Origin of the sequence: Myxococcus dinghuensis (assembly GCF_024198235.1) — a bacterium.
In the GTDB taxonomy this organism is placed as follows: Bacteria; Myxococcota; Myxococcia; order Myxococcales; family Myxococcaceae; genus Myxococcus; species Myxococcus dinghuensis.
Window position 1 is genome coordinate 127,450 of the sequence record NZ_JAKCFB010000003.1, and the last position, 24,682, is coordinate 152,131.

General features: G+C 71.1%; 22 protein-coding genes. 18 read left to right on the forward strand and 4 right to left on the reverse strand.

Going from position 1 to position 24,682, the window contains the following annotated elements:
* Window positions 1-495, reverse strand: coding sequence for a hypothetical protein (locus tag LZ198_RS05480; protein WP_253970814.1), 495 nt, complete (start codon window positions 493-495; stop codon window positions 1-3).
* A gap of 194 nt (window positions 496-689) precedes the next feature.
* On the opposite strand from LZ198_RS05480, the gene LZ198_RS05485 reads away from it, so the two are divergent.
* The 6 genes from LZ198_RS05485 (at window position 690) to LZ198_RS05510 (ending at window position 6,684) form a co-directional block, all read left to right on the forward strand.
* Entirely contained in the window at window positions 690-1,217 is a 528-nt protein-coding gene (locus LZ198_RS05485) for a pyridoxamine 5'-phosphate oxidase family protein (RefSeq protein ID WP_253970815.1), read from the forward strand.
* 440 nt (window positions 1,218-1,657) lie between these two features.
* Window positions 1,658-2,992, forward strand: a complete 1,335-nt coding sequence (locus LZ198_RS05490; RefSeq protein ID WP_253970816.1) for an inositol-3-phosphate synthase — start codon at window positions 1,658-1,660, stop codon at window positions 2,990-2,992.
* On the forward strand, window positions 2,970-3,896 hold the full coding sequence (locus LZ198_RS05495; RefSeq protein WP_323381951.1) for a phosphatase PAP2 family protein: 927 nt from the start codon (window positions 2,970-2,972) through the stop codon (window positions 3,894-3,896). The genes LZ198_RS05490 and LZ198_RS05495 overlap by 23 nt, the downstream gene beginning before the upstream one ends.
* A complete protein-coding gene (locus tag LZ198_RS05500; protein ID WP_253970817.1) occupies window positions 3,889-5,133 on the forward strand; it encodes a GtrA family protein in 1,245 nt (414 codons plus the stop codon). The genes LZ198_RS05495 and LZ198_RS05500 overlap by 8 nt, the downstream gene beginning before the upstream one ends.
* On the forward strand, window positions 5,123-6,109 hold the full coding sequence (locus LZ198_RS05505; protein ID WP_253970818.1) for a hypothetical protein: 987 nt from the start codon (window positions 5,123-5,125) through the stop codon (window positions 6,107-6,109). Before LZ198_RS05500 ends, LZ198_RS05505 begins: the two co-directional genes overlap by 11 nt.
* Window positions 6,106-6,684, forward strand: a complete 579-nt coding sequence (locus tag LZ198_RS05510; protein ID WP_253970819.1) for a protein-tyrosine phosphatase family protein — start codon at window positions 6,106-6,108, stop codon at window positions 6,682-6,684. The genes LZ198_RS05505 and LZ198_RS05510 overlap by 4 nt, the downstream gene beginning before the upstream one ends.
* A gap of 24 nt (window positions 6,685-6,708) precedes the next feature.
* Here the strand turns inward: LZ198_RS05510 and LZ198_RS05515 are convergent, their stop codons facing one another.
* Both LZ198_RS05515 and LZ198_RS05520 read right to left on the reverse strand, forming a co-directional pair.
* Window positions 6,709-6,969: a hypothetical protein gene (locus LZ198_RS05515; protein WP_253970820.1), complete on the reverse strand. Its 261-nt coding sequence runs from the start codon at window positions 6,967-6,969 to the stop codon at window positions 6,709-6,711.
* A 124-nt stretch (window positions 6,970-7,093) separates the two neighbouring features.
* On the reverse strand, window positions 7,094-9,571 hold the full coding sequence (locus tag LZ198_RS05520; RefSeq protein WP_253970821.1) for an efflux RND transporter permease subunit: 2,478 nt from the start codon (window positions 9,569-9,571) through the stop codon (window positions 7,094-7,096).
* Between the two features lie 452 nt (window positions 9,572-10,023).
* On the opposite strand from LZ198_RS05520, the gene LZ198_RS05525 reads away from it, so the two are divergent.
* The 4 genes from LZ198_RS05525 (at window position 10,024) to LZ198_RS05540 (ending at window position 14,738) form a co-directional block, all read left to right on the forward strand.
* Complete coding sequence (locus tag LZ198_RS05525; protein ID WP_253970822.1) at window positions 10,024-12,510, forward strand: efflux RND transporter permease subunit; 2,487 nt, start codon at window positions 10,024-10,026, stop codon at window positions 12,508-12,510.
* Between the two features lie 37 nt (window positions 12,511-12,547).
* Window positions 12,548-13,141 (forward strand): Erp protein, encoded by a 594-nt coding sequence (locus LZ198_RS05530; RefSeq protein ID WP_253970823.1) that lies wholly within the window; start codon window positions 12,548-12,550, stop codon window positions 13,139-13,141.
* Between the two features lie 192 nt (window positions 13,142-13,333).
* A complete protein-coding gene (locus LZ198_RS05535; protein ID WP_253970824.1) occupies window positions 13,334-14,047 on the forward strand; it encodes an MOSC domain-containing protein in 714 nt (237 codons plus the stop codon).
* A gap of 175 nt (window positions 14,048-14,222) precedes the next feature.
* The gene (locus LZ198_RS05540) at window positions 14,223-14,738 is read left to right on the forward strand and encodes a hypothetical protein (protein ID WP_253970825.1); all 516 of its coding nucleotides are present in this window, start codon (window positions 14,223-14,225) and stop codon (window positions 14,736-14,738) included.
* A gap of 97 nt (window positions 14,739-14,835) precedes the next feature.
* On the opposite strand, the gene LZ198_RS05545 is transcribed toward LZ198_RS05540, so the two are convergent.
* Window positions 14,836-15,063, reverse strand: coding sequence for a hypothetical protein (locus LZ198_RS05545; RefSeq protein ID WP_253970826.1), 228 nt, complete (start codon window positions 15,061-15,063; stop codon window positions 14,836-14,838).
* Between the two features lie 123 nt (window positions 15,064-15,186).
* On the opposite strand from LZ198_RS05545, the gene LZ198_RS05550 reads away from it, so the two are divergent.
* The 8 genes from LZ198_RS05550 to LZ198_RS05585 all read left to right on the forward strand — a co-directional run bounded on the left by LZ198_RS05550 (window position 15,187) and on the right by LZ198_RS05585 (window position 24,124).
* On the forward strand, window positions 15,187-15,651 hold the full coding sequence (locus LZ198_RS05550) for a hypothetical protein (RefSeq protein ID WP_253970827.1): 465 nt from the start codon (window positions 15,187-15,189) through the stop codon (window positions 15,649-15,651).
* Between the two features lie 229 nt (window positions 15,652-15,880).
* Window positions 15,881-17,155 (forward strand): hypothetical protein, encoded by a 1,275-nt coding sequence (locus LZ198_RS05555; protein WP_253970828.1) that lies wholly within the window; start codon window positions 15,881-15,883, stop codon window positions 17,153-17,155.
* A 70-nt stretch (window positions 17,156-17,225) separates the two neighbouring features.
* Window positions 17,226-19,364 (forward strand): glycogen debranching protein GlgX, encoded by a 2,139-nt coding sequence (glgX, locus tag LZ198_RS05560; RefSeq protein WP_253970829.1) that lies wholly within the window; start codon window positions 17,226-17,228, stop codon window positions 19,362-19,364.
* A gap of 32 nt (window positions 19,365-19,396) precedes the next feature.
* Window positions 19,397-20,038: a zinc ribbon domain-containing protein gene (locus tag LZ198_RS05565; protein ID WP_253970830.1), complete on the forward strand. Its 642-nt coding sequence runs from the start codon at window positions 19,397-19,399 to the stop codon at window positions 20,036-20,038.
* Between the two features lie 36 nt (window positions 20,039-20,074).
* Entirely contained in the window at window positions 20,075-20,725 is a 651-nt protein-coding gene (locus tag LZ198_RS05570; RefSeq protein WP_253970831.1) for a class I SAM-dependent methyltransferase, read from the forward strand.
* A gap of 349 nt (window positions 20,726-21,074) precedes the next feature.
* Entirely contained in the window at window positions 21,075-21,854 is a 780-nt protein-coding gene (gene bla / locus LZ198_RS05575) for a subclass B1 metallo-beta-lactamase (protein ID WP_253970832.1), read from the forward strand.
* A gap of 214 nt (window positions 21,855-22,068) precedes the next feature.
* On the forward strand, window positions 22,069-23,040 hold the full coding sequence (locus LZ198_RS05580; protein WP_253970833.1) for a hypothetical protein: 972 nt from the start codon (window positions 22,069-22,071) through the stop codon (window positions 23,038-23,040).
* An 82-nt stretch (window positions 23,041-23,122) separates the two neighbouring features.
* Entirely contained in the window at window positions 23,123-24,124 is a 1,002-nt protein-coding gene (locus LZ198_RS05585) for a serine/threonine protein kinase (protein WP_253970834.1), read from the forward strand.
* Window positions 24,125-24,682: the final 558 nt, after the last annotated feature.

A 24,682-nucleotide genomic window follows, 5' to 3' on the forward strand; every position in this document is an offset into this window, starting at 1 on the left:
CTACAGCTCCGGGTCCGGCGTGTACTGGAGCTCGGCGGTGGGCGACAGCACCAGGCCCGTGCCCGGCTCGCCCGCGTCGTCGTCGCGCCCCACCTCCAGCACCTCCTCCTTCGCGTCCCACTGGCCCAGGTAGTACTCGCCCCCGGCGGCCATGCACGCGCGCCCCTCCGACACCACCGTCTCCACGACCTCCTGCTGGTCGCTGAGGGCGCGCAGCAGCGTCCACTCCTTGCCGTCCTCCTGGAAGCCCGACACCAGCTCCTTCAGCTCCGCGTCGCGCGGCACGCCGCCCTCCTGCGTCTGGCGCTCCCAGCGGCGCGGCTCCTTCGCGGGCTGGCGCTGCTTCCACGCCCGCGCCAGGTCCAGCAGCTTCTCCTCCGCCGCGTCCTGCTGACCGTGAAGCTCCTCGGGCAGCTCGATCTCCTCCAGCGCCAGCAGGGCCGTCTCGAGCTGCAACGCCTTGAGGCTCCACTCGTTCCACGCGGTCTTCAGCATCCGTCGTACTCGCTTTCGAACCCGGGGGCCCACGCTTCATCGCGCGCGAGCGCCCCGGCGCCACCGCTCACACCATGAAGAAGCGGGCCCCCGCCACCTACCACACCGCCCGCCCGCCCAGGCGCCATCCAGCCACCCCGCGCCTGCTCGCGCGTCCCCGGGCGCCCTACCTTCTGGTCACCAGGAGGTCTCACATGGCCAGCAAGCGGCAGCACCCCGGCACCCAGGACGCCGTCGAGCACCTCGAGGACCTCGTCCACGGCATCCGCGTCGCGATGATGACCACGGTCCAGGCGGACGGAAGCCTGCACAGCCGGCCCATGTGGACCCAGGAGCGCGACTTCGACGGCGAGCTCTGGTTCTTCACCCACGAGGACTCCCACAAGGTCGAGGCCGTGGAGCACGACCACCGGGTGAACCTGGCGTTCTCCGACCCCGCACGCGAGCGCTACGTCTCCATCAGCGGTCGCGCCCGCATGGTGCGCGACGCCCGCCGCATCCGCGAGCTGTGGCACCCCGCGCTCGAGGCCTGGTTCCCCCAGGGCCTGGGTGATCCGCGGCTGAGCCTGCTGTGCGTGCGCGTGGAGAAGGCCGAGTACTGGGACGTCCCCCGCAGCCGCATGGTCCAGGCCGCCGGCATGCTCAAGGCCGTCCTCTCCGGGAAGACCTACACCCCGGGCGACCACCAGACCCTCGAGCTGGACGGCGGCTCGTCTATATAAGGAGGCACGCCTGCCTCCTCGACTTCGGGTTGCGCCCGGGCGGGCTCGGCGCCATGACTGGCCCGCAACCCGTGCCACTTCCGCACCCCAGCCACCAGACGCCCCCAGGCTCGTTGCTCCCGGGTCACACCCACCCCACCCCACCCTTCCCGACGAAGGGAGGTCAGGTAGGTGTTACTTTTCTCACGACGTGGTGTTTCTCTGACAGGCGCGTTCGTGCCGCCTTGTACCTGCGACTGCGCTGATCCATCAGTGCAGCCGCTGGCGTGCTAACGAGCGGCGCCCCACATGACGTTGAAGTCACGAACGCTTTAGCGTATCAACCATCCGCATTCGAGATTTTCCGCATTCCCCCCACGGGATTTGACGACGGTGCGCAGCGGCGAATCCGAAGCGGACTCAAATTCGGGCGGCCAGGCCGCCTATCGAAGGAATCCACGATGGAGAACAAGAAGTCGGTCGCGAAGCCCGAAGGCAGGCTGGCGGTGCTGGTGCCGGGCCTGGGCGCGGTGTCCACAACGCTGATGGCGGGCGTGGAGCTGGCGCGTCAGGGCAAGGGGTCTCCCATCGGGTCCCTGACGCAGATGGGCACGGCGCGGCTCGGCAAGCGCACCGACGGCCGCACCGTGAAGCTCAACGAGCTGGTGCCGCTGGCGGACCTGAAGGACGTGGCGTTCGGCGCCTGGGACATCATCAGCGAGGACGCGTACCAGGTCGCGGTGCGCTCCGGCGTGCTGCACGACAAGCACCTCGAGCAGGTGAAGCCCTTCCTGCAGGGCATCAAGCCCAAGAAGGGCGTGCACGACCCCGAGTTCGTCCGCCGCATCGAGGCCAACCACGCCAAGGCCACCAAGACGCACCGCGAGAGCATCGAGGCGCTGCGCCAGGACATCCGCGACTTCAAGAAGGAGCTCAACGCCAAGCGCGCGGTGATGGTCGTGTGCAGCAGCGTGGAGACCTTCCGCCCGCTGCCGGAGGCGTTCAAGACCCTGGCCGCCTTCGAGAAGGCCCTGGACGAGAACAGCACGGACATCAACCCCACCGCGCTCTACGCCTACGCCGCCATCAAGGAGGGCGTGCCGTTCGCCAACGCCACCCCCAACGCCAGCGTCGACACGCCGGCGCTGCAGGAGCTGGCGAAGCAGGAGGGCGTGGCCATCGCCGGCCGTGACCTCAAGAGCGGCCAGACGATGATGAAGACGGTCATCGCCCCCGCGCTCAAGGCCCGCATGCTCGGCCTCGAGGGCTGGTTCTCCACCAACATCCTCGGCAACCGCGACGGCGAGGTGCTGGACGACCCCGCGGCCTTCAAGGCCAAGGAAGTCACCAAGTCGAGCGTGCTGGACACCATCCTGCAGCCGGACCTGTATCCGGAGCTGTACAGCAAGTACTCCCACAAGGTGTCCATCCACTACTACCCGCCCCGCGGCGACGCGAAGGAGGGGTGGGACAACATCGACATCATCGGGTGGCTCGGCTATCCGATGCAGATCAAGGTCAACTTCCTGTGCCGCGACTCCATCCTCGCGGCGCCGCTGGTGCTCGATATCGCGCTGTTCCTCGACCTGGCGAAGCGGCTGGAGTGGCGGGGCATCCAGGAGTGGATGTCCTTCTACTTCAAGAGCCCGATGGCGCACCCGGGCCTGCCGGTGGAGCATGACCTGTTCATCCAGCTCACCAAGCTGAAGAACACCCTCCGCGTCGTGGCTGGCGAGGAGCCCATCACCCACCTCGGCCTCGACTATTACGGGGATGACCTCCCGCTCGCTCGCTAAGACCGACGCATTCACGTGGCTCGTCACCTTCCTGGGGGCGGGCCACTTGATGCTCGTGCTGTCCACCGGTCGGCTCCGGTGGGAACACGTCGCCGCGGACGCGCTGCTGGTCGGGGTCGCCTGGTCGGGCCCCCGGACGCGGCGCTTCCTCATCGGCGGGTTCCCGCTGTGGCTGACCGGGATGTTGCTGGACAGCCAGGGGCTCTGGCTCTTCCTGCGGGGCACCATCCACACCGGTGACCTGTGGGCGCTGGAGCGCCGGCTGTTCCCCGCACCCGGCGGTGTCAACTGGCCCGAGTGGTGGAGCACCCGCTCGACCACCTTCCTGGACCTGCTGTGCGGCTTCGCCTACGCGGCCTACCTTTACGAAGTCTTCCTCGTGGCCATCTTCTTCTTCGTGAAGAAGGACGCTCGCTTCGAGAAGCTGTGCTGGGCGTTCCTGACGGTGAACGCCATCGGCGTCGTCATCTACCTGCTCTACCCGGCCGCGCCGCCCTGGTACATCCTCCAGTACGGCACCGGCCCGGCGAACCTCGCCGCGCTGCCCAGCCCCGCGGGCACGGCCCGCTTCGACGCCCTGCTCGGCATCCACTATTTCGCGGGCTTCTACGCGCGCAACCCCAACGTCTTCGGGGCCATGCCGTCGCTGCACGCCGCCTACCCCTTCATGGTGATGCTCTTCGTGTGGCAGCGAGGAGTGAAGTGGCGGCTGGCCACAGGGTCTTTCGCCCTGCTCGTCGCATTCTCCGCCGTATACCTGACGCACCACTACGTCCTGGACGTGCTCGCGGGCCTCACCGCCGCGCTCGCCGCCTTCCTGGTGGTGGAGCTCGCCTTCGCACGCAGGCCGGCACCGGTGTCCTTGCCGGTGCACATGACTCCTGGAGGAGACACCCGTGCTTGAGAACCTGGTGGCATGGCTGACCGGAAACCTGTCTCCCTCGGCGCGCATCTGGACCGCGCTGGCGCCCGCCATCCTCGCCTGTGTGTACTTCCTGGGAGGCCTGCTCATCTTCTGTATCCGCTGCGCCTTCAAGGGCGTGCCTCGCGACGAGGAGACGCTCAAGCGCGGCAGCACGGTGCTGGTGGGCTTCTTCCTGCGGCACTACTTCTTCTGGGTCATCCAGCCCTTGTGGCAGCTCATCCTGCGCTCGGGGCTGCCGGCCAACGCGCTGTCCATGCTGTCGGGCCTGCTGGGCATCTCCTCCGGCGTCGCGGTGGCCGCGGGCCGCTTCGCGCTGGGCGGCTGGCTGTTCCTGGCCGCGGGCATCCTGGACGTGATGGACGGGCGCATCGCCCGCACGCGCAAGGAGGCCAACCCCGCGGGCGCCGCGCTGGACTCCGTGCTGGACCGCTACGTCGACTCCGCGATGCTGATGGGCCTGGCCTGGTACTACCGGGACACCTGGGTGCTCCTGCCCGCACTGGGCGCGCTGCTCGGCTCGTCGCTGGTGCCGTACGTGCGCGCCAAGGGTGAGGGCCTGGGCGTCAGCGTCCGCGACGGCGCCATGCAGCGGCTGGAGCGGGTGCTCTTCCTGGGCGTGGGCACCGCGCTGTCGCCCATCCTCGAGGCCGTCTTCTGGCCCGAGGAGAAGCACCCCATGCACTGGATGGCGGTGGTGGGCCTGGTCTTCGTGGCCATCATGAGCAACTTCACCGCCATCTCCCGCTTCCGCAACCTGGTCCGCGCGCTCGCGCCCAAGCGCCAGGAGGCCCGCTCCGGCAAGGCCATCCTCGGCCTCAACGCGGCGGCGGGCGCCATCGCCACGGCGGTGGACTTCGCGGTGGTGCTGGCCCTGGTGGAGTGGATGGAGGTCCTGCCCGCCTGGGCCACGGTGCTCGGCGCGCTGGTGGGCGCGGTGGTGAACTACTCCATCAACCGCGTGTTCACCTTCCGCAGCACCGCGGCGGTGGGCCGGCAGATGATGCGCTACTCCGTGGTGAGCGGCACCAGCGCGCTGCTCAACGCGGGCGGCGTGGCGCTGCTCACCCTGCACCCGCAGCTGGCCTACACACTCGGCTGGTGGATGGTGCGCGGCGTGGTGTACTTCGCCTGGAACCTGCCGCTCCAGCGCGACTACGTGTTCAACGACGCGGCCTCGGCGGAAGCGCTCCTGGAGCAGCGCCCCCATGCGGCGTGAGGCGCGCCTCCGGGTCCTGGGGCTCCTGCTGACGCTCGCGCTGCCCCTCGCGGCGGCGGGAGCGACGCTGGAGCCGCAGTTCTCCCCCAACGACAACTACGGGGAGAGCTTCACGTTCATCGGGGACCTGGAGGACGGCACCTTCGTCCTGGTGCAGCTGTCCGTCACGAACATCGGCCCGGGCTCGCGCACGGGCATCTGCCGCGCCACGGTGCTGCGCCCCGGTGAGCGCGCGTGGACGCCGCAGAAGAAGGTGGGCGCGAAGGAGTGGGGCTACGACGCGGCCACCAGCACGCTGCGCGTCGGCGCGTGCACGGCGCGCTCGGCGGACGGCACCACGCGCGTGGAGGCCCCGCTGGACAACGGCCGGGTGGTGCTGGAGTACGCCGCGCAGGTGGCGCCCCACTCCCCGGAGGGCTCCGACGTGGAGGTGGGCAGCGCGCGCTACCGCCACGAGGTGACGCTGGCCTTCAGTCCGCTGAAGGCGACGGTGCAGGTGCCCAAGGCCGCGGAGGTGGCGCGGACCGGCGGCGGCTACGCGGACCACACGCGCTCCACCATCCCCCCGGCGAAGCTGGCGCGGCGATGGGTGCGCTTCCGCGCGCTGCGCGGCGGCGAGCGGCTGGTGCTGCTGGCGCGCGAGGGCCAGGACGGCGAGTTCGGCCCGGTGTACGCGTGGACGGAGGGGCGCGAGCCCAGCCGGATGGAGTCCTTCACGCTCAGCCGCGAGGGCGCCAAGGAGCGCAGCGTCTGGAAGGTGGACATGTTCGGCGGCGACGGGGCGAAGGCCATGGTGCTGCGCTCCACGTCGCTGCTCCAGCGCAGCGCGCCCGTGGAGGACCTGGGCATGCTCGGCGGGCTGGTGAGGCCGGTGGTGGGCTCGCCGGTGACGTACCTGCACCGCGCGGTGCTGGAGCGCGCGGGGCAGACGCCGGTGGCGGGGTTGATGGAAGTGACGCTCGAGGGAGACCAGTGAGCTTCACGCTGCTGCGCGAGGTCCACCATGTCCCGGGCGCGAAGGGCTGGGTGCGCAAGCAGGTGCTGCGCTCGGTGGCCCGGTGCGTGGAGTGGACCACGAAGCTGCCGGGCCGCGGGCTCAACGTCTCCCGCGTGAATGACTGGCTGCACGTGGGCGGCGCCGTGTCGCCGTCGCGCTACGCGGAGCTGAAGGCGCGGGGCATCACCGCGGTCATCGACCTGCGCGCCGAGCGCGTGGACGACGCGAGGGCCCTGGCCGCGCTCGGCATCGAGCTGTTCGAGCTGCCGGTGACGGACCGGTATCCGCCGTCCGTGGCGCAGTTGATGAAGGGCGTGGAGTGGGCCCTGCCCCGGCTGGAGCGCGGGGGCGTGCTCTACGCGCACTGCGAGCACGGCGTGGGGCGTGGCCCGCTGATGGGGCTGGCGGTGATGGTGGCGCGAGGCTGGGAGGCCCCCACCGCGTACCGCGAGCTGCGCCACGCCCGGTGGCAGTGCACGCTCAACGACCGGCAGTTGCGCGGGCTCGCGGACTTCGTGGAGGCCTGGGCCGCGAAGACGACGCGCGCGGCGTAGCCACGGCGGCCGTCCCCTCCCGACCTACCAGCGCCGCTCCGGCTCCATCGCCGTGGGCCGCCGCTTGTCCGTGGGCGTGAGCGCGTCCGCCGGGGAGCAACGACACACCTCGCAGCCGCGGTCCCGGTCGATGGAACACTCGGTGCCGGTGATGCACGTGAGGTTGCGCGACTCCTCGCAGCGCGTGTCGCCCTTCTTCTCCTCGTTCTTGCCGCCGTGGCTGCAGCCCGCGAGGACGCAAGCCCCCAGGAGCGCGCCCAGCATCAGCCGTGTCTTCAGCGTCATGACCCACCCTCGTCCCGTCGAAGCGGCGAGGGCCCCCGAACCAGCGCCCGGGAGCCCTCCGTACCGTACCGCCGAGTCTGCCACCGGCCCGGCGGGATGACACCCACCGGGCGTCGGCCTCCGCTCACGCCTCCGAGGCGGGCTGCTCGGACTGCCCGGGCGTCGCGCCGTGCTTGCTGCGCCAGCGCTCCACCAGCAGCAGCAGCGACGGGAAGCCCAGCAGCACGATGACCAGGTTGAGCCCGAACCCCATGTTCGCCAGGTCGCCGATGGAGTTGAGGCCCGGGTGCTTGGCCAGCACCAGCGCCACGAAGCCGATGGCGCTCGTCAGCAGGCCGCCGGTGATGGCGCGCCCCGTCTCCGCGTACACGGAGATGAAGTCCGCGCCCGGCTCACCCAGCCGCTGCACCAGGTGCACGCCCGCGTCCACCGTGGTGCCCACCAGCACCGGCAGCACCATGATGTTCAGGTAGTTGAACTGGATGTCCAGCAGCGCCATCAGCCCGACGAGGCCCGCCACCGACAGCAGCGTGGGCACCATGCAGATGAGCGCCGTGCGCAGCCGGCCCAGCGTCAGCCACATCGCCGCCAGCACGCTGAGCACCGCCGCCGCCAGGATGCGCGGCCCCTCGCGCGACACCATGTCCAGGATGTCCGCCAGGATGAGCGCCTCGCCCGCCGCCGACACCTGGCTGCCGTCCGGCATCTGCAGGCCGCGCACCTCCTTGGAGAAGCGCCGCGTGCCCTCGCCGTCCGACAGGCTCACCCCGCCGCCCGCGTACACCAGCACCACGCCGCCCGTCGAACCATCCAGGCTCTCGAACTGGTGCCGCACGCTCGACGGCAGGTCCGCCTGCGTGAAGGGCTGCGCCTTGGACATGCTCAAGGCCCGCGTCAGCGCCGCCCGCGTGTCCTCCGGCAGCCGCTCCGGGTCCAGCTTCCCCAGCTTCTCGCCGATGGCCTGCAGCACCGCCTGCTTCTCCGGCTGCTGCCGCGGCACCAGGTCCTCCAGCGCGCCCACGAAGTCGATGGTGGAGTCCTTGCCGCGCGCCGCCTTGCGCGCCTCCAGCTGACGCACCACCTCGCGCTCCATCTCCTGCGAGTCCGTCAGCACCACCACCGGCGTCTGCGAATAGCCCAGGATGTTGTTCACCTTCTGGTCCAGCACCGCCGACGCCTGCTTGTAGTCCTCCAGCGTGCGCGAGTCGTAGTTGAAGGTGATGCGGTACGACTGGGAGATGAGCACCAGCACGCCCACGCCGATCACCACCGCCACGCCCCGGTAGGAGCGCGGCAACCACCGGCCCAGCAGCGCCATGGGGCCCGTGCCCCCCTGGTGCATCCGCGGCGTCCAGCCGAACCGCGCCGCCAGGCTCAACGTCGCCGGCAGGATGAGCACGTAGGCGAAGATGCTCACCAGCATGCCCACCGCGGCGATGATGCCGAACTCGCGGAACGCCCGGAACTCCGACAGCGCCAGGCTCAGGAACGTCAGCGCCGCCACCACCGCCGCGATGAGCGCGGAGAAGCCCGTGTGGCGGAAGGACTCGTGCACCGCCGCCTCGGAGTCCATCCCCTCCGACCTCAGCGTGCCGTACCTGCCCAGCAGGTGGATGCCGTGCTCCACGCCCAGGCCTCCCAGCACCGCCGCCAGGAAGCCCGTCAACAGGTTCACCTGCCCGTAGGCCAGGCCCACGAAGCCGTACGTCCACCCCAGGCCCGCGAGCACCGGCAGCATGGTGAAGCCCACCGACAGCGCGCTGCGGAAGTGGAAGAACAGGTAGGCCAGCAGCATCACCATGGCCAGCGTGGACGCCCGCGCCAGGTCGTTCACGATGACCCGCTGCTGGTCGATCTTCTTCTTGAAGGTCCCCGTCACCGCCGTCTTGAAGCCCGGCCCGTACTTCGACAGGTCCTGCGTCGCCAGGAAGTCCTCCACCTGGGTGACGAGCTTCTTGGAGTAGTCCAGGTCGGCGGCGCTGCCCCTGGGCTTGGCCATCAGCACCACCATCCGCTCGGCCGGGTCGATGTAGTACAGGTCACCCTGGCCCGACAGGCGCTGGTTGGCGCGGCCCGTGTACTTCTGCTCGATGTCGGCGAAGTCCACCGACGGCGCGGGCTCCTCGTCCAGGCGCACGAACAGCGGGTTGGCCTGCTCCTTCTCCCACGCGATGCGCGCGTCGATGCGACCCTGGATGGTCTTCAGGTCCTGCAGGTCCACGTAGTACAGCGCGTGCTCGTCGAAGAACGTGCGCGGGCGCTGGTAGTTGACGTAGCGGATCTCCGACAACTGCGCGAGCTTCGGCGCCAGGTCGTCCGCGAAGCGCTTGAGGGTCTCGGGCTCCGCGCCCATGCCCACCACCACGACGTTGCCCTGACCACCGAAGCGCTTGCGCAGCTTGTCGATGTCCTGGACGCTCGGGAACGACTTGGGCAGCAGGCCCACGAAGTCCGCGCTGAGCGTCAGGTTCCGGGCGAAGTACGTCCCCAGCAGCGTGAGCACCACCGCCACCGCCAGAGCCCAGAAGGGACGACGGTAGCTTCGCGCGGCGAGCTGGCCAATGGCCCCCTCGAACCGCTCCGACCAACGCTTCTCACCCATGTTGCGACACCTGCTGTGTTGATTGCTGGCCGAACAGCGGCCCACCTTGGGCATGCGCCAACCAGGGAGTCAACGCGTTTATGCCGGAAGGCGGAATGTCAGGACCCGAATGACCGGGCATGTGTAACAGGCACGCTCCCCGCATGCCCGACTGTCTGACGGGCTGCCCTCCGGCGGGCGCCGGTCCGTCTGCCTCAGCGCGTATCAGAGCCGTCAGCGGTGGGTCCATCGTCCACTCGGAGGGCAGACAGGCTGGCGGACAGGACTGCACCACCCTCGCCGCATGGTCACGTTCCCCGCCACATGGGCCTCGCGCTTCGCGGGCGCCCGACAGAGGGGACGCCGTGCCGTCGTCCAGGCCACCGGAAGGGTCCGGGCGCCTGGAGGGCGGACAGCCGCGACGACGGATGGACACGGAGCCGACGACACCAGAGCAGACGGAGCGCCGTTGGATGGCGCGCGTGGAACGGTCGCTGGGGAGCCTGGCCGCTCGCAGCCACCGCCGACCAGCGCTCGCGCTGGCGGTGGCGGTGTTGCTGGCCGCATTGGGAGGTTTCTTTGCCCGCACGCTGCGTCTGAACGCCAACCTCGTGGATCTGCTTCCCCGGTCCTTCGAGAGCGTGCAGGACCTGCGAGCGCTCGAGGAGCGGTTCGGCGCGCTCGGCTGGATTGCGGTGGTGGGGGAAGGAGGCGACGCCGAATCGCTGCGGCGCTTCGCCGACGACGTCGCGCCCAAGCTGGCCGACCTGCCGAGCATCCGCTTCGTCGAGAAGCAGCGCCCGGGCGCCTTCTTCCGCGACAAGGCCCTCTACTTCCTCTCCGAGGCCGACCTGCGCGAGGTCTACCGCCGGCTCGACGCGCGGCTGCAGTGGGAGAAGGCGCGCGCCAATCCGCTGTACGTGCCGCTGGTGGACGAACCGGCGCCCTCGCTCGACTTCTCCGACCTGGAGGCGAAGTACGGCGGCGCCGCCGGCCAGCGCCTGTCCTCCACCCGCGAGGACTACTACCTGGACCCCGACGCGCGGCGGGTGGTCATCCTCGTGAAGCCGGAGGTGACGTCGGCGGACCTGGACTACTCGCGCCGCGTGGTGGACGAGGTGCAGGGGCTGCTCACCGCGCAGGACCTGTCGAAGTACGGGCCTGGCTTCCACACGGAAATCACCGGCACGTTCCAGAAGAAGCTGGACCAGCAGAAACAAATCCTGCGCGACATCGCGGTGTCGTCGGCGGTGGCCACGGCGCTGATGCTGCTCTACCTCATCTTCCACTTCCGCAGCGCGCTGGCGGTGGGGCTGGTGCTGGTGCCGGTGGGCGCGGGCCTGGCGTGGACGTACGGCCTGGTGGGCCTGGTGTACGGGCAGGTGAACCTGCTGACGGGCTTCCTCGGCGCCATCCTCGGGGGCCTGGGCATCGAGCACGGCATCCACCTCCTGGGGCGCTACCTGCACCTGCGCGCGGAGGGCGAGCACTCCGAACAGGCCACGCGCGAGTCCTTCACGCACACCGGTGGCGCGGCGCTGGTGTCCGCGCTGGTGGCGGCGCTGACGTTCTTCGTGCTGGGCACGTCACAACTGCGCGCGTTCCGCGAGTTCGGCGTCATCGCGGGCATCGGCATGGTGGTGCTGGTGGCGGCCTACGTGCTGGTGCTGCCGGCGCTCCTGGGGCTCACGGCGCGGTGGGGCTGGCGACCCCGGCGCGCGGCCGTGTCCCCCAAGGAGTCCTCCATGGGGCGGCTGCTCGTGCGCCACCGGGTGGCCATCTCCGTGGTGTCGGCGGTGGTGCTGGTGGGGCTCTTCACGCAGATGCGCCGGGTGAAGTTCGACTACGACTTCGGCACCCTCTGGGACCAGGACCTGCCCTCGTTCGTGTTGGACACGCAGGTGAACCGCATCATCGGCTACTCGCAGACGCCGGTGGTGGTGCTCACCAACGGGCCGGAGCAGGAGCACGCGATGGCCACGGCGCTCGTCGAGCGCCAACGCGAACAGGGCCCGGACTCCACCATCGACTTCGTCGCCTCGCTGTCGTCGCTCGTGCCGCGCGACCAGCCGCGCAAGCAGCAGGTGCTCGCGGACATCGCGAGGCTGCTGGACCAGGTGCCCAAGTCGCGCCTCACCCCGAGGCTGCGCGAGCAACTGGACCAACTGCGTGAGCAGACCGCGTCCCCGCCCTTCACGCGCGACGACCTGCCGGAGAGCGTGCGCCAGCAGTTCCTCGGGCGACACGGCGTGCCGGGCAGCTTCGTGCTCGTGTATCCCGCGGTGAACCAGTCGGACGGCAAGGCCGTGCGGGCGCTGGCGCGCGAGGTGCGCGGCACGCCGGTGGCGGACGGGGGACGCGTGGCCGCCGCCGGCGAGTCGATGGTGATGGCGGACATCCTGGAGATGGTGACCCACGAGGCGCCGCTCATCCTCGGAGGCACGACGCTGGCGGTGTTGCTGGCCATGTGGATGACGCTGGGTGGCCTGCGCATCGCGCTGTTGTGCATGGCGCCCACCGTGGTGTCGCTGCTGGCCCTGGTGGGGCTGATGCCGCTGGTGGGGTTGGACTTCAACTACCTCAACATCCTCATCATCCCCGTGCTCATCGGGACCACGGTGGACGCGGGCGTCCACCTGCTGACGCGGCTGTCGTCGCCGGGCAGCGACTTCGTCGCGGTGTATTCGGAGACGGGCCGCGCCATCTCGGGAGGCCTGCTGACGAGCGCGCTGGGCTTCGGCGCCCTCTTCCTGGCGAAGCACCCGGGCCTCAACTCCATCGGCGTGCTGGCCTGTGTGGGCTTCGCCACCAACCTGCTCGTCATGCTGGTGGCGTTCCCCGCCATCCTGCTGGTGCTGTCGCAGCGCAAGCGCCGCAAGCACCGCGCCGAGCTGGACACCGCCGCCAAGGAGCGCGCCACGCCGGCCCCCGGCCCCGAACACGCCACGCGCATGAGCTGACGGCTTTCGCTGCACACACCCCGAGAGGAGGAAGGCAATGGCGAAGAACAGGACGGGACGGTGGTTGTGGACGGGCGTCGTCGCGGGCGGCCTCGTGCTGGGCACGGCCTGCAGCTCCACGGAAGCCCCGGTGATGGTCGCCCAGGCCGACACCACCACGCAGCCGGGCACGGGAGGCGCGGGCTCGACGACCACGCAGCCGCAGGTGCCCAACCCGCAGCCGGGCTCGACGACGCCGGGCGTCGTCCCCGGCACGCCCACCCAGCAGGACGCGACCAACCCGGGCGCCGTCCCGCCGGCCAACTCGACCACCACGCCGGGCACCACGTACCCGACGGGCACGACGACCACGCCGCCGGGCACCACCACGAGCACCCCCGGCGTCACGACGCCCGCGCCGCCCACGACGACGACCCCGGGCACCACGACGACCACGCCGGGCGCGAGCACCCCCCTGCCGGGCTCGGCGGCCGTTCCGGGCGCGGACGCGGGCGTGGGCGTGGGCGGCTCCGGCGTGGGCGCGGGCTCGAACAGCACCACCACGCTCCCGAGCAACGCCGACGACAACACGTCCGGGACGTTCCTGCCCCCGACGGGCGGCTCCGTCATCGACGGCGGCACCGGCTACTGAGGTGTGGGGCCCCGCGGGACGCGCTCCAGCCCGAGCGCCTCCCGTGAGGGCCCTCGGTGGCCCTCCAGGGCCCGCGGGAGGAGGACACCCGCGGGCTGCTCGCGGCCCGTGCCCCGGACCCGGTGTCGCGGCGCGGGCGGGGCCGCCGATTCGCTGGACACCGACGTGCGCGCCTGCTTTGTCGCGTGAGCGATGGACGCCAACCCGCCCCGCATCGTGTCGCTGCGCGTGGGACTCCCTCGCGAGCTGGGTACCGCCGGCGCGGCGGACCCGATGGAGCGTCCCTGGACGAGCGCCATCCACAAGGAGCCCGTGCGAGGGCCGCTGTGGCTGTCGCTCACGGGGCTGGCGGGAGACGGGCAGGCGGACCTGCGCGTCCATGGCGGACCGGAGAAGGCCGTCCTCGCCTATCCCTTGTCCCACTACGACTTCTGGCGCGAGCGCCTGGCGCATGACGACCTGGCGGCGGGCGCCTTCGGGGAGAACTGGACGCTCTCCGGCGGCGACGAGTCCACCGTCTGCATCGGCGACGTGCTGCGCGTGGGCGGCGCGCGCGTGCAGGTGTCGCAGCCGCGTCAGCCGTGCTGGAAGCCCGCGAGGCGCTGGCGGCGCAAGGAGCTGCCCGCGCTGCTCCAGCAGACGGGGCGCACCGGGTGGTACGTCCGCGTGCTGGAGGAAGGCCCCGTCGCGGAGGGCGACGCGGTGGAGCTGCTGGAGCGCCCCTTCCCGGCCTTCACCGTCGCGTTCGCCAACCACGCCATGCACGACCACGCGCCGGAGGCGGCCGCGTTGCTGGCCGACTGTCCGCTGCTGACACCGGGTTGGCGCGAGTCGCTGCGGCGTCGCGCGCAAGGCACGCGCGGGGACGACCAGCGTCGGCTCGTGGGTCCGAACGGCGACGCCTGACGAACACTCTCCCGGAGACAAGGGGCGCGCGGCCCTGTTCCCGCTTCCGCCCGAGGAGCAGCCGGCCGGAGGAGCGGACGCTGCAGGGCGCGCGAGGGCTGCTCACGTTCCCGACCAGCAGCAGCCAGCCGTACCCAATCCAAGCCATTCCAACCTTCTCAGTGGGAGAACCACCATGAAGAAGTTCCTCAAGACGCAGCTCGTCCTGGCATCTCTCGCGGCCGGCGCCCTCGCGCTGGGAACCGGGTGCAAGTCCGACTCGAGCGCGAAGAAGAGCGACACGACCGCCCCGTCCTCGGACACCCCGGGCAATGACACCCAGACGCCGCCGCCCCCCTCGGGCACGTCCACCGACCCGGGCACCGGCGGCACGGGCCGCCCGGGCATGGACGACCCGGCGGTGACGCCACCTCCGGACGGCACGGAGCCCCCGGGCACGGGCGGCACGGGCGTGGAGGAGCCCACGCCGACCCCCGCGCCCGGCAGCGACCCGTCGCTGAGCCCCGCGCCCGGCAGCGACCCGACGCTCGACCCGGGCACGGGTGGCTCCGGCAACGTCGATGACGGCACCACGGACCCGGGCACCGCCGGCGATGGCGACGTGACCTCGCCCGACCCGACCAACCGCGAGGACCCGTACGCGCCGGACAACCGCGGCACGACGCCCGCGCCCACGCCGCTGCAGCGCTGACCCGGCTCCGACAGCCCGAAGCAGCCACGATGCCCACGCCCTCCACCGGCGTGGGCATCGTCGTCTCCGGGCCTCCCGCGTGACGGAGTCGTGACGTTCAGCTCACGCTGACGCCGGGGTAGCGCCCGGGAGTGGTCTGCGGCTCGATGATGCGAGGGGTGTCATCGGCGCCCGGGGTGCCTCCGGGGCCGCCGTCGGGCTGCAGCGTCGGTGGCGCGCGGTGGCGTGGGGGTTGCTCGTGCCCGGCGCCGGCGTCGTGGTCCGGCGCGGGAGGGACCGCTTCGGGTGGGATGTGCAACACATCGTGTTCGTCCTTCTTGCGCATGTCCGCCTCCTTCCACTGGAACCTGGGCCCCGCACCGCTCGCGGACACCCGGGGCCTGCTTGCCCGCACGCCCAGGGCTTGGCAGCGTCCCTCCCGCGTCACCCCTTCCAGGAGCACACCCGCATGCGTCGTCTCATCATGGTCCTCGCCGTCCTCCACCTCGCGGCCTGCGCCACCACGCACACCAACGACCCCCAGTCCCCCACCGGCCCCATCCCGCCCGCCACGCGTCCGGACGAGAGCGAGGCGCGTCGGCTCGGCGCGGAGGCCGACAAGCTGCTGGAGGACGGCCGCTACGAGGACGCGCTGTTCCTCTACCGCCGCGCGTGGAACGACGGCTTCCGTCACCCCGGGGCCCTCTTCTTCGCCGGCGTCATCGCCGCGCGCGCCGGCAGCGCCGACGAGGCCCTCATCTGGCTGGAGCGCGCCGCCAACGAGGGCTTCGACGGCGTCAACGCCCTGGGCGCGGAGCCGTCCCTGGAGCCGCTGCAGCAGCAGGAGGCGTGGGCCCGCATCGCGGCGAAGGTCGCCGCCAACGCGAAGAAGACCCCCGGCGCTCCGGCCGCCACCAGCGCCCCGCAGAACTGAATCACCGTTCACCTCGCGCGGCCTCCACCTCACGGGCCGCGCGACCCGCTTCCACGCGGGTGCCGGATGTGGCGCGCGCGAAGCAGCCGGTCGGACAGGGGCGCGTCCACACGCCAGGGCTTCCGCGCGACGTGGAGCACGTGACGGCAGGCACACCGGGTCGGTGGCACCTTCAGGTGGAAGCGCGCTTTCCTGACAAGACTTGGAGCGCCAACCCGAGTGAGGTGTGATGAGTGTGAAGTTGCTGCTGGCGGGACGACGTGGGGGGAACGCGTCTCTTCCGTCGCCACCTGAAGACCCCCGCGCCTGGCTCCGCTCGGTGGAGCGCTGGTTCCGGCAAGGCGCGGACGAATGGCTGCAGGACAGCCACCTCGAGACGGGGCCGCGCGGCGCGCCCACGTTGAAGCTGCGGCTGCATCCCGCGGCCGGAGAGGTCTCCGTGCTGGCCATGCCGGACACGCGGCTGGTGGTCTCCGCGGAGACGTCCGCGGTGGGGCCGGGCTACCACGTCTTCCTCTGCGACCTGCTGCGTGCGCTCGGTCGGGAGTTCGACATCGCCTGGACGGACCCGGACGACGCGGAGGGCGTGGGCGACCCCACGGGCTACTTCCACACGGGTGACGCGGGGCCGGTGGAGGTGCACATGCTCGCCTGGCTCCAGGCGTCCGTGGGGCAGGTGTTGCGCCTGCGCGGCCGGGGCGAGTCGCGCTTCGCCATGTCCATGCGCTTCGGCCACACCTTCGAACATCCCGGCGCGCTCCTCACGCCGCTGGGGCCTCGCGACGAGCGTTGGCTGCGCGGCGTGTACGACGACCCTCGCCGGGGCATGGACGTGTTCCCCTGGTGGAAGCCCGGCGCGGGCGCGAGTGCCCGGCTGGGCCGCGCGCAGTGCCGGTTGTGGACGGACGTCGTCTGGCGCGCGCCCCTGCTGGACGAGGAGCGGCGCCTGCTGCGCGAGGTGGCGCGCACGCTGGAGCTGGCCTGGCGAGAGGACCCGGGCCTCGCCTATCCCTGGCGCGAGTGGCGCGAGGTGCTCGGCTATCTCGGCGTGGGAGGCACCCTGGCGGAGGAGGTCCACGCCCAGGCGGAGAAGCACCCGGCGCGAGGACCGCCGCTGGGCTACCGGCGTGGGGCGGTGCAGGTGGTGTTGCCGGCGGGCTGGGAGATTCGCATCCCGGGTTCGCTCGCGGAGGCGTACCTGGGGGACGGGACGTGGGTGGCGCGCGACCATCGCCGCAGCGTGCGCTTCGTGCCGCTGGAGGACTCGGCGGACGACGGCGTGCTGCCCACGACGGAGGAGCGTCGGGCGCTGGCGCTGGAGCACCGGGGCAAGCGGGTGAGCGGGCGGGCCTCGCTGCACGTGGAGCCGGGTGACTGCCGGCTGACGGCGCTGTGCAGCTCCGGCCGGCACCGCGCGCTGTGCGTGGTGAGCTTCGACGACCCGGAGGAGGAGGACTGGGCGCTGGGGACGTGGCGCTCACTGGACCACGCAACCGCCGCCTGACGGTTGCCGGTCCAGGGGGGCCATCCCACATTGGGCGGGCATTCTCCTTCGACAGGAATCGAGAGCCCGTATGAGCAGGGAGGTCTGGCCAGGCAAGCCCTGGCCCCGTGGCGCGACGTTCGACGGCCAGGGTGTCAACTTCGCCGTCTTCTCGCAGGTGGCGACGCGCATCGACGTCTGCCTCTTCGACCCCGCGAATCCGGCGCGCGAAACCGAACACTTCACGCTCCCCGAGGCCACCGACTTCGTCCACCACGGCTACCTCCCCGGCCTGGAGCCCGGCACGCTGTACGGCCTGCGTGTCCATGGCCCCTACGAGCCGTCGAAGGGGCACCGCTGCAATCCGCACAAGCTGCTGGTGGACCCGTACGCCAAGGCCCTCCACGGCGACGTGGACTGGAAGCAGCCGGTGTTCGGCTATCCGCTCGGGCAGGCGCAGCAGGACCTGGTGCGCGACGAGCGCGACAGCGCGGCCGGCATGCCCAAGGGCGTCGTGGTGAGCGACTACTTCGACTGGGGCAACGACCGACGTCCGGAGACGCCCTGGAGGAAGACGGTCATCTACGAGGCGCACGTGCGCGGCCTCACCATGCGCCACCCCGACGTGCCCGAGCACCTGCGCGGCACCTACGCGGGCCTCGCCTCGCCGCCCATCATCGAGCACCTCCAGGAGCTGGGCGTCACGTCGGTGGAGCTGCTGCCCGTGCACGCCTTCGCGGACGACTCGTTCCTCAACGACAAGAAGCTGTCCAACTACTGGGGCTACAACACGCTCGGCTTCTTCGCGCCGGAGGCGTACTACGCCAGCCGCAAGACGCCGGGCGCGGCCGTGGCCGAGTTCAAGGCCATGGTGCGCACGCTGCACTCAGCCGGGCTCGAGGTCCTCCTCGACGTCGTCTACAACCACACCTGCGAGGGCAACCACCTGGGGCCCACGCTGTCGCTCAAGGGCATCGACAACGCCAGCTACTACTGGCTGATGCCGGACGCGCGCTACTTCCTGGACTTCACCGGGTGCGGCAACAGCGTCAACGCGTCCAACCCGCAGGCCGCGCGCCTCATCGTGGACAGCCTGCGCTACTGGGTGAACGAGATGCACGTGGACGGGTTCCGCTTCGACCTGGCCACGGTGCTCGGGCGCACGGGGGACGGTTCGTTCGAGCCGGACGCGGCGCTGTTCCAGATCCTCCAGCAGGACCCCGTGCTCGGCCGGGTGAAGCTCATCGCGGAGCCGTGGGACGTGGGGCTCGGGGGCTACCAGGTGGGCGGCTTCCCGGCGCCGTGGCGCGAGTGGAACGGCAAGTACCGGGACGCGCTGCGCCGCTACTGGAAGGGCGACGAGAACCTCGCGAGCGAGCTGGGCTACCGGCTGACGGGCAACTCGGACCTGTACGCGGAGGCGCGGCGCAAGCCGCAGGCGAGCATCAACTTCGTCACCGCGCACGACGGCTTCACGCTGCACGACCTGGTCACGTACAGCCAGAAACACAACGAGGCCAACGGCGAGCACAACCGCGACGGCGCGGACGACAACCAATCCTGGAACTGCGGCGTGGAGGGAGAGACGGACGACGGGGACATCATCGCGCTGCGCGAGCGGCAGAAGCGCAACCTGCTCGCGTCGCTCTTCCTGTCCACCGGCGTGCCCATGATCGTCGCGGGCGACGAGATGGGCCGCACGCAGCGGGGCAACAACAACGCCTACTGCCAGGACAACGAGCGCTCCTGGGTGGAGTGGGAGCTGGACGAGCGCGCCCGGCGGCTGCTGGAGTTCACGCGCAAGCTCATCCAGTTCCGCCATGGGCAGCCCGTGCTCCAGCGCCGCCGCTACTTCAAGGGCGCGCACCTGTGGGACTCCGAGCACAAGGACCTGACGTGGTTGCGCCCGGACGGGGCGGAGATGGTGGAGGAGGACTGGAAGAAGCCCTCCGCGCGCGCGTTGGCGTTCCTGCTCGGCGGCGACGCCATCCCCACGCCGGACGAGCGAGGACAGCGCGTCATCGGCGACGCCCTGCTGGTGCTGCTCAACGCCCACCACGAGCCGGTGGCCTTCACCCTGCCCCCCGCGGCCTCCGCCCAGCATTGGGAGCTGGAGCTGTACACGGCGGATGACACCCGCGGCGAGGAGGCGGCGGCGCGGAGGTTCGAACTGGTGGGCCGCTCGCTGGCGGTGTTCCGTCAGGTCGGGGACCGAGGCGGACCGTGCTAGCGTGTCCGCGTGTCTCCAGGGGCGCGCACGTCATGTCGATGATCCAGTTCACGCGGAACTACACCGACCGCTCGAACGACTACGGCTTCCAGTTCGAGTTCTTCTGCGACAAGTGTGGCAACGGCCACATGTCGCCGTTCATCGCGAGCACGGTGGGCATGGCCTCCGGCGTCCTGCGCGCGGCCGGCTCGTTCTTCGGCGGGACGATAGGCCGCGCGGCGCAGGCGGGCACGCACCTCAAGGACGCACTGCGAGGCAAGGGCTGGGACGACGCCTATGCGTCGGCGGTGGAGTCGGGCAAGCAGCACTTCAAGAACTGCACCCGTTGTGGCAAGTGGGTGTGCCCCAGCTCCTGCTGGAACGTGGCGCGCGGCTTGTGCGAGGCGTGTGCGCCGGACCTCGCGGAAGAGGCGGCGTCCATCCAGGCACACGTCGCGGTGGAGCAGGCGCGCGAGAAGGCGCGCACCGTGGACCACGTCGCCCAGCTGGACATGCAGTCGCACCGCGCGGTCGTCGCGTGTCCCCGCTGTGGCGCGAAAGTGGACGGCGGGAGGTACTGCGCCGAATGTGGCGAGGCGCTCGTCGCGAAGAACCAGCACTGCGGCGGGTGCGGCCACGAGCTGCCGGAGCGCGCGAAGTTCTGCCCGGAGTGCGGCACCGCGCGCGGGCGCTGAGCGGGACACCAGGAGCGAGAGGAAGTCACGGGCATCATGTCGCGGAAGCACCAGGAGGAGGAGGTCGGGCAGGTCTATGGAGAGATCGCGCCCGCGTACGAGGCACTCTTCCCCGTGCTGCACCGGTATGAAGACCGCGTGGAGCGCTTCCTCGCGGAGGCGGTCGCGGCAGACAGCCGGGTGCTCGACGTCGGCTGCGGACCGGGGCTCCACACGCGGGACCTCCCGCTCACCGTCGACGTGGTGGGCACGGACCTGTCACCGGAGATGTTGGAGCTGGCGCGACGAGCCCGCCCCGCCGGTGCGTGGCACCGCCACAGCTACTACCAGCCCTTCCCCGAGGAGTGGGGTCGCTTCCAAGCGGCCCTCGCCATCGGGTGCCTGGACTTCTGCGACGACCTGCCTCGTGTCCTGGGACACCTCGCCTCCACGCTGGAGCCCGGGGGCCGCGCGCTGCTCACCGTGCTGGAGCGCAGGCCTGGACTCGAGGGCCACGAAGAGGCCCGGCACGAGGTCCAGACCGCGGGCCCGGCGGTGACGCTGCACCTGTATTCCTTCGAGGAGACGGCGCGCGCGATGACGGACGCCGGCCTGTTCCCTCGCGCGTATACCCACGCGACCGGCTGGGTCCAGCTCGCCGAGCAGCGGACCATGTGGTTCGGCTGGTGGGACGTCGAGCGTCACTAGGCTCCGCGCGCCGCGACCTCGCGTCTGGGCGCCCGGCCCGGGCATGCCTCCTGGCAGCGGAGCATCGAGGACGCGGTTGAGGGGACACAGGGGCGAAGGAGTGTCGCCTCGGGACCGCGCTTCCCGTCGGCGGGCCCATCCCAGGCTCGCGTCCCGCTCGGGCGCCAGGACCGCGCCGCTCCGAACAGGTGGACCTGTCACCTCGGGGCCACGCGGCCCGTCGCGAGTCCGCCCCACGTCCCAGGCGTCCGTGCGGCCGACGGGCCACGTCGAGCCGTGCATGTGACTTGCACATGCGCGCGGCCTCGGCGAGATGGATTCTCGCGCCGATTCCCCTGGAACCCGCCCCATGCCCCTTCGTCTCCCTCGCTCGCTCGTCTTCTGCGCCCTGCTCTCGCTGGGCCCCGCCTGCACCTCGACGCCGGACCGCGCCGCGCCGCCCACGGTGGACCTGGCCTCCGGGTCGACGGGCTTCCCGGTGTACCAGCTCGCGGAGGACGTCACGGTGCGTGGCATCGCGCCGGGCGTGTGGCTGCACCAGACGACGGCGGACGCGGGACGCTTCGGCCGTGTCTCGGCCAATGGCCTGTTCATCGAGGACGGAGAGGAGACCATCCTCGTCGACACGGGCTGGAACGCGACCCACGGCGCGCTGCTCCTCACGTGGGCCCGTGAGACGCTGCACCGCCCGGTGCGCGTCGCGGTCTCCACGCACTTCCACGAGGACCGCACGGGCGGGATTCCCGCGCTCGCCGCGCAGGGCATCCCCGTGCATGCGCTGGAGCTGACGGCGAAGCTGTCGGCGGAGCACGCCTTCCCGGTGCCCGGACAGACGTTCACGGACTCGCTGACGCTGGGGCCCGTGGCGCTGTTCTTCCCCGGTGCGGGCCATGCGCGGGACAACGTCGTCGTATGGCACGAGAAGAGCGGCGTGCTCTTCGGCGGATGCTTCGTGAAGGACGCCGAGGCGAAGGACCTGGGCAACCTGTCGGACGCGGACGTGGCCGCGTGGCCCGCGAGCCTGGACCGCGCGCGTCAGCGCTACCCCGAGGCGCGCGTGGTCATCCCCGGCCATGGCGAGCCCGGCGGACCGGAGCTGCTCACGCACACGAGGGCCTTGCTCCACTGAACGAAGGGCCGTGCGCCTCGACCTCGGCGGCCCGTGAAGCGTCGGGCACCCCACGCAAGGTGGCGCGGGACGCGCCCGCCCGCCTGCCCGCATCCGTCGCGCCCTGGACATGCCACCAGGGCCGAAGGGGTTGGCTGAATGGGCGCACAACCCCGCCGTCCCTATCCTGCATGCGGGTACGCACTCGCGTACGGGCACGGCGAGAGGGGGAGACATGGGGCGAGTGGCGTCGGCGGTGGTGCTCGCGGTGGCGTTGAGTGGATGCGCGACGGTGAAGGTGGAGCAGCGGGACGGATGCTGGGTGAAGCAGACCCGCTCCTTCCTCTCCAGGGTGAAGGAGGAGGTCGGCCCCTGCGCGAGACCCAAGCCGGAGTGGTCCGAGGACCGGCTGACGCGGCTGGTCCAGGAGTGCGTGATGCATGCCGACTACCGCTGGCAGAGCAGCGCGATGGTCGCCTGGAACCGCGGGGAGCCGCTCCCCGAGCGCGAGTCCGACGAGAAGGTGCTCGACGGCTGCCTCGCCACCGCCGAGAAGGTGCTCGCCACCGACAAGGGCGAGGTGGAAGCGCAGCTCACCCAGGTCTCCGAGGAGCGCGACGCGCTGCTCGCGAAGCAGGAGAAGGAGCGGGAGGCGAACCGCGCCCGGATGGAGCAGGAGCGCGAGGAGTACCAGCAGCGCCTGAAGGAGGAGCGCGAGGAGTCACTCGCCGTCATGGCGGAGGAGCGCGAGCGCTACCAGAGCACCCTCGAGAACCAGCGCGAATCCACGCAGTCCACGCTCGACCAGATGCACGAGAGCAACCTGCGGATGGCGGACGCCCTGGGCGAGGCCGCGAAGAAGCCCGCCCCCAACGCATACGCGACGGCCTCCTCCACGTCGGCCAGCGAGGGCCAGGCCAGCACGCGCGGCGAGCCCCCTCCGGTCAACGTCTCGTCCGGAGGCGACACCACGAAGGAGCCGGACGCGACGCCGGCCCCCGGGCCGCAGGTGGCGAAGCCCACGCTCGCCACCACGCTCTGCGCGCTGAAGTCGAAGGACGGAAAGCACTCGCACCCCAAGGGGGTCGGCACGTGCCAGCCCGTCCCGTCCGCGCCCTCCGCCACCGTGGAGAAGCCCACGGAGAAGACGCAGCACCCCATCCCGAACGCGCCGCTCGAATCCGAACCCGCGGGCACGGCCGATTAGCGCGCGGCACCCGCCCGACATTCCAGACGAAGGTGCCGGGTCACGCGTCGACAGGGATTGCGGTAACGTCCCCCGGCACGTCATGACGACCCGATTCGGCCCCTTCGTCCTGGAACGGAAGCTGGAGGTGGACCACCACGGCGTGCGGTATCAGGCGCGAGGCCCGACCTGGCCCCGGGACGCCCCGGACGTGTCGCTCCTGTGGGTGTTCGAGACGTCGACGCGAGACCCGGCGTTCCTGGAGGACTTTCGACGGGGCGCCCGGATCGCCATGGACCTCCGTCACGAGAACATCCGACGCGTCCTCGAGCTCGGGCAGGTCGATGACGCGTGGTACCTCACCTCCGAGGGACTGGACGCGACGGACCTGCACCAGTTGGAGCACGCCGCCCGGAGGAAGGGCCTGCCGTGGCTTCCCTCCGCCTTCGCCGTGGGCATCATCATCGACGTGTGTCGCGCGCTGCACGCGGCGCACACCTTCCGCGACGAACGAGGTCAGCCTGGCGGCGTCACCCACGATGCCCTGTCCCCAGGGTCGGCGCGCGTGACGTTCACGGGCGACGTGAAGCTCGAGGGGTTCGGCATCGAGCGGATTCCGCCCCCGCCAGGGGCGGGCGTCCTCCAGGGCAAACGCCTCTATCTCTCACCGGAGCAATGCCACGGCCGACCGTTGGATGCGCGCTCGGATGTGTATGTCGTGGGCCTGTTGCTGTACCGGATGCTGTGCGCGACCCTCCCCTTCGGCATGGAGTCCGACTTCTCCATCCTGCGGGACATCGTCGAGGGGCGACTGACGCCGGCGGAGACCTTCAACCCCACCCTGGACCCACCGCTCCGGGAAATCCTCCGACGCGCGCTGAGCACCGACCGCGACGCGCGCCACGAGAGCGCCGAGGCCTTGGCCCGGGAGCTGTCGGACTGGCGCGAGCAGCACGTGTCGCCCTTCTCCTCGGGCGAGGCGCGCCGACACCTGGTGGGCGCCCTCCTGCACGACCGGACCTCCCCTCCGCGCCCACCGCCCCCTGCCGCCTTCATCACCGAGCTCACGGCGTGGCGGGCCTCGCTGCCTCGCGCGTCGCGCTGAATTCCCGTGTCAGCCCACGCGGGACACCTGCGTCCCTCCGCCCCGACGCGACTCTGAGGTACCTCGGGACTGTCCCCGGGCTCCCGAGTCCACGTGGGACGCTCTGCGTTGCCACGCTGGAGGAGGTTTTTTTCCGGGTCCATCGTCGCAGGGGTTCTCTCGCATCGAGTACGTCCGAACGGCCTCCGTCAATTCGCCACGGGCCCCTCACGGGACCCGACTGAACTAGCTCATCCTGGTAGAGCACAAGATCCCCAATCTTGCGGTAGAAGGTTCGAATCCTTCGTTCATGACCCGAGCACAAAATCGGTTCTGACCCGAAGACCCCGCTCCGAGCCGGCGAGCCCGCTGGCCCGCTCCCTCCACCCTCCTCCGCTGTGAAGCCCGCCCCTCCGCCAGGGCGACAGGGCCACCCCGCGCCATCAGCGGGAGTCCCCGTCGCCGTCCGCGGTCGGTCCGGCCCACGAGCGCGGGATGTGGGGAGGGTGCTCGGGCACGCAGTCAGCGGCGCCCGCCCGTGAAGGGCGGGGTCTTCACTTTTCCAGCAGTCCCCGGGAC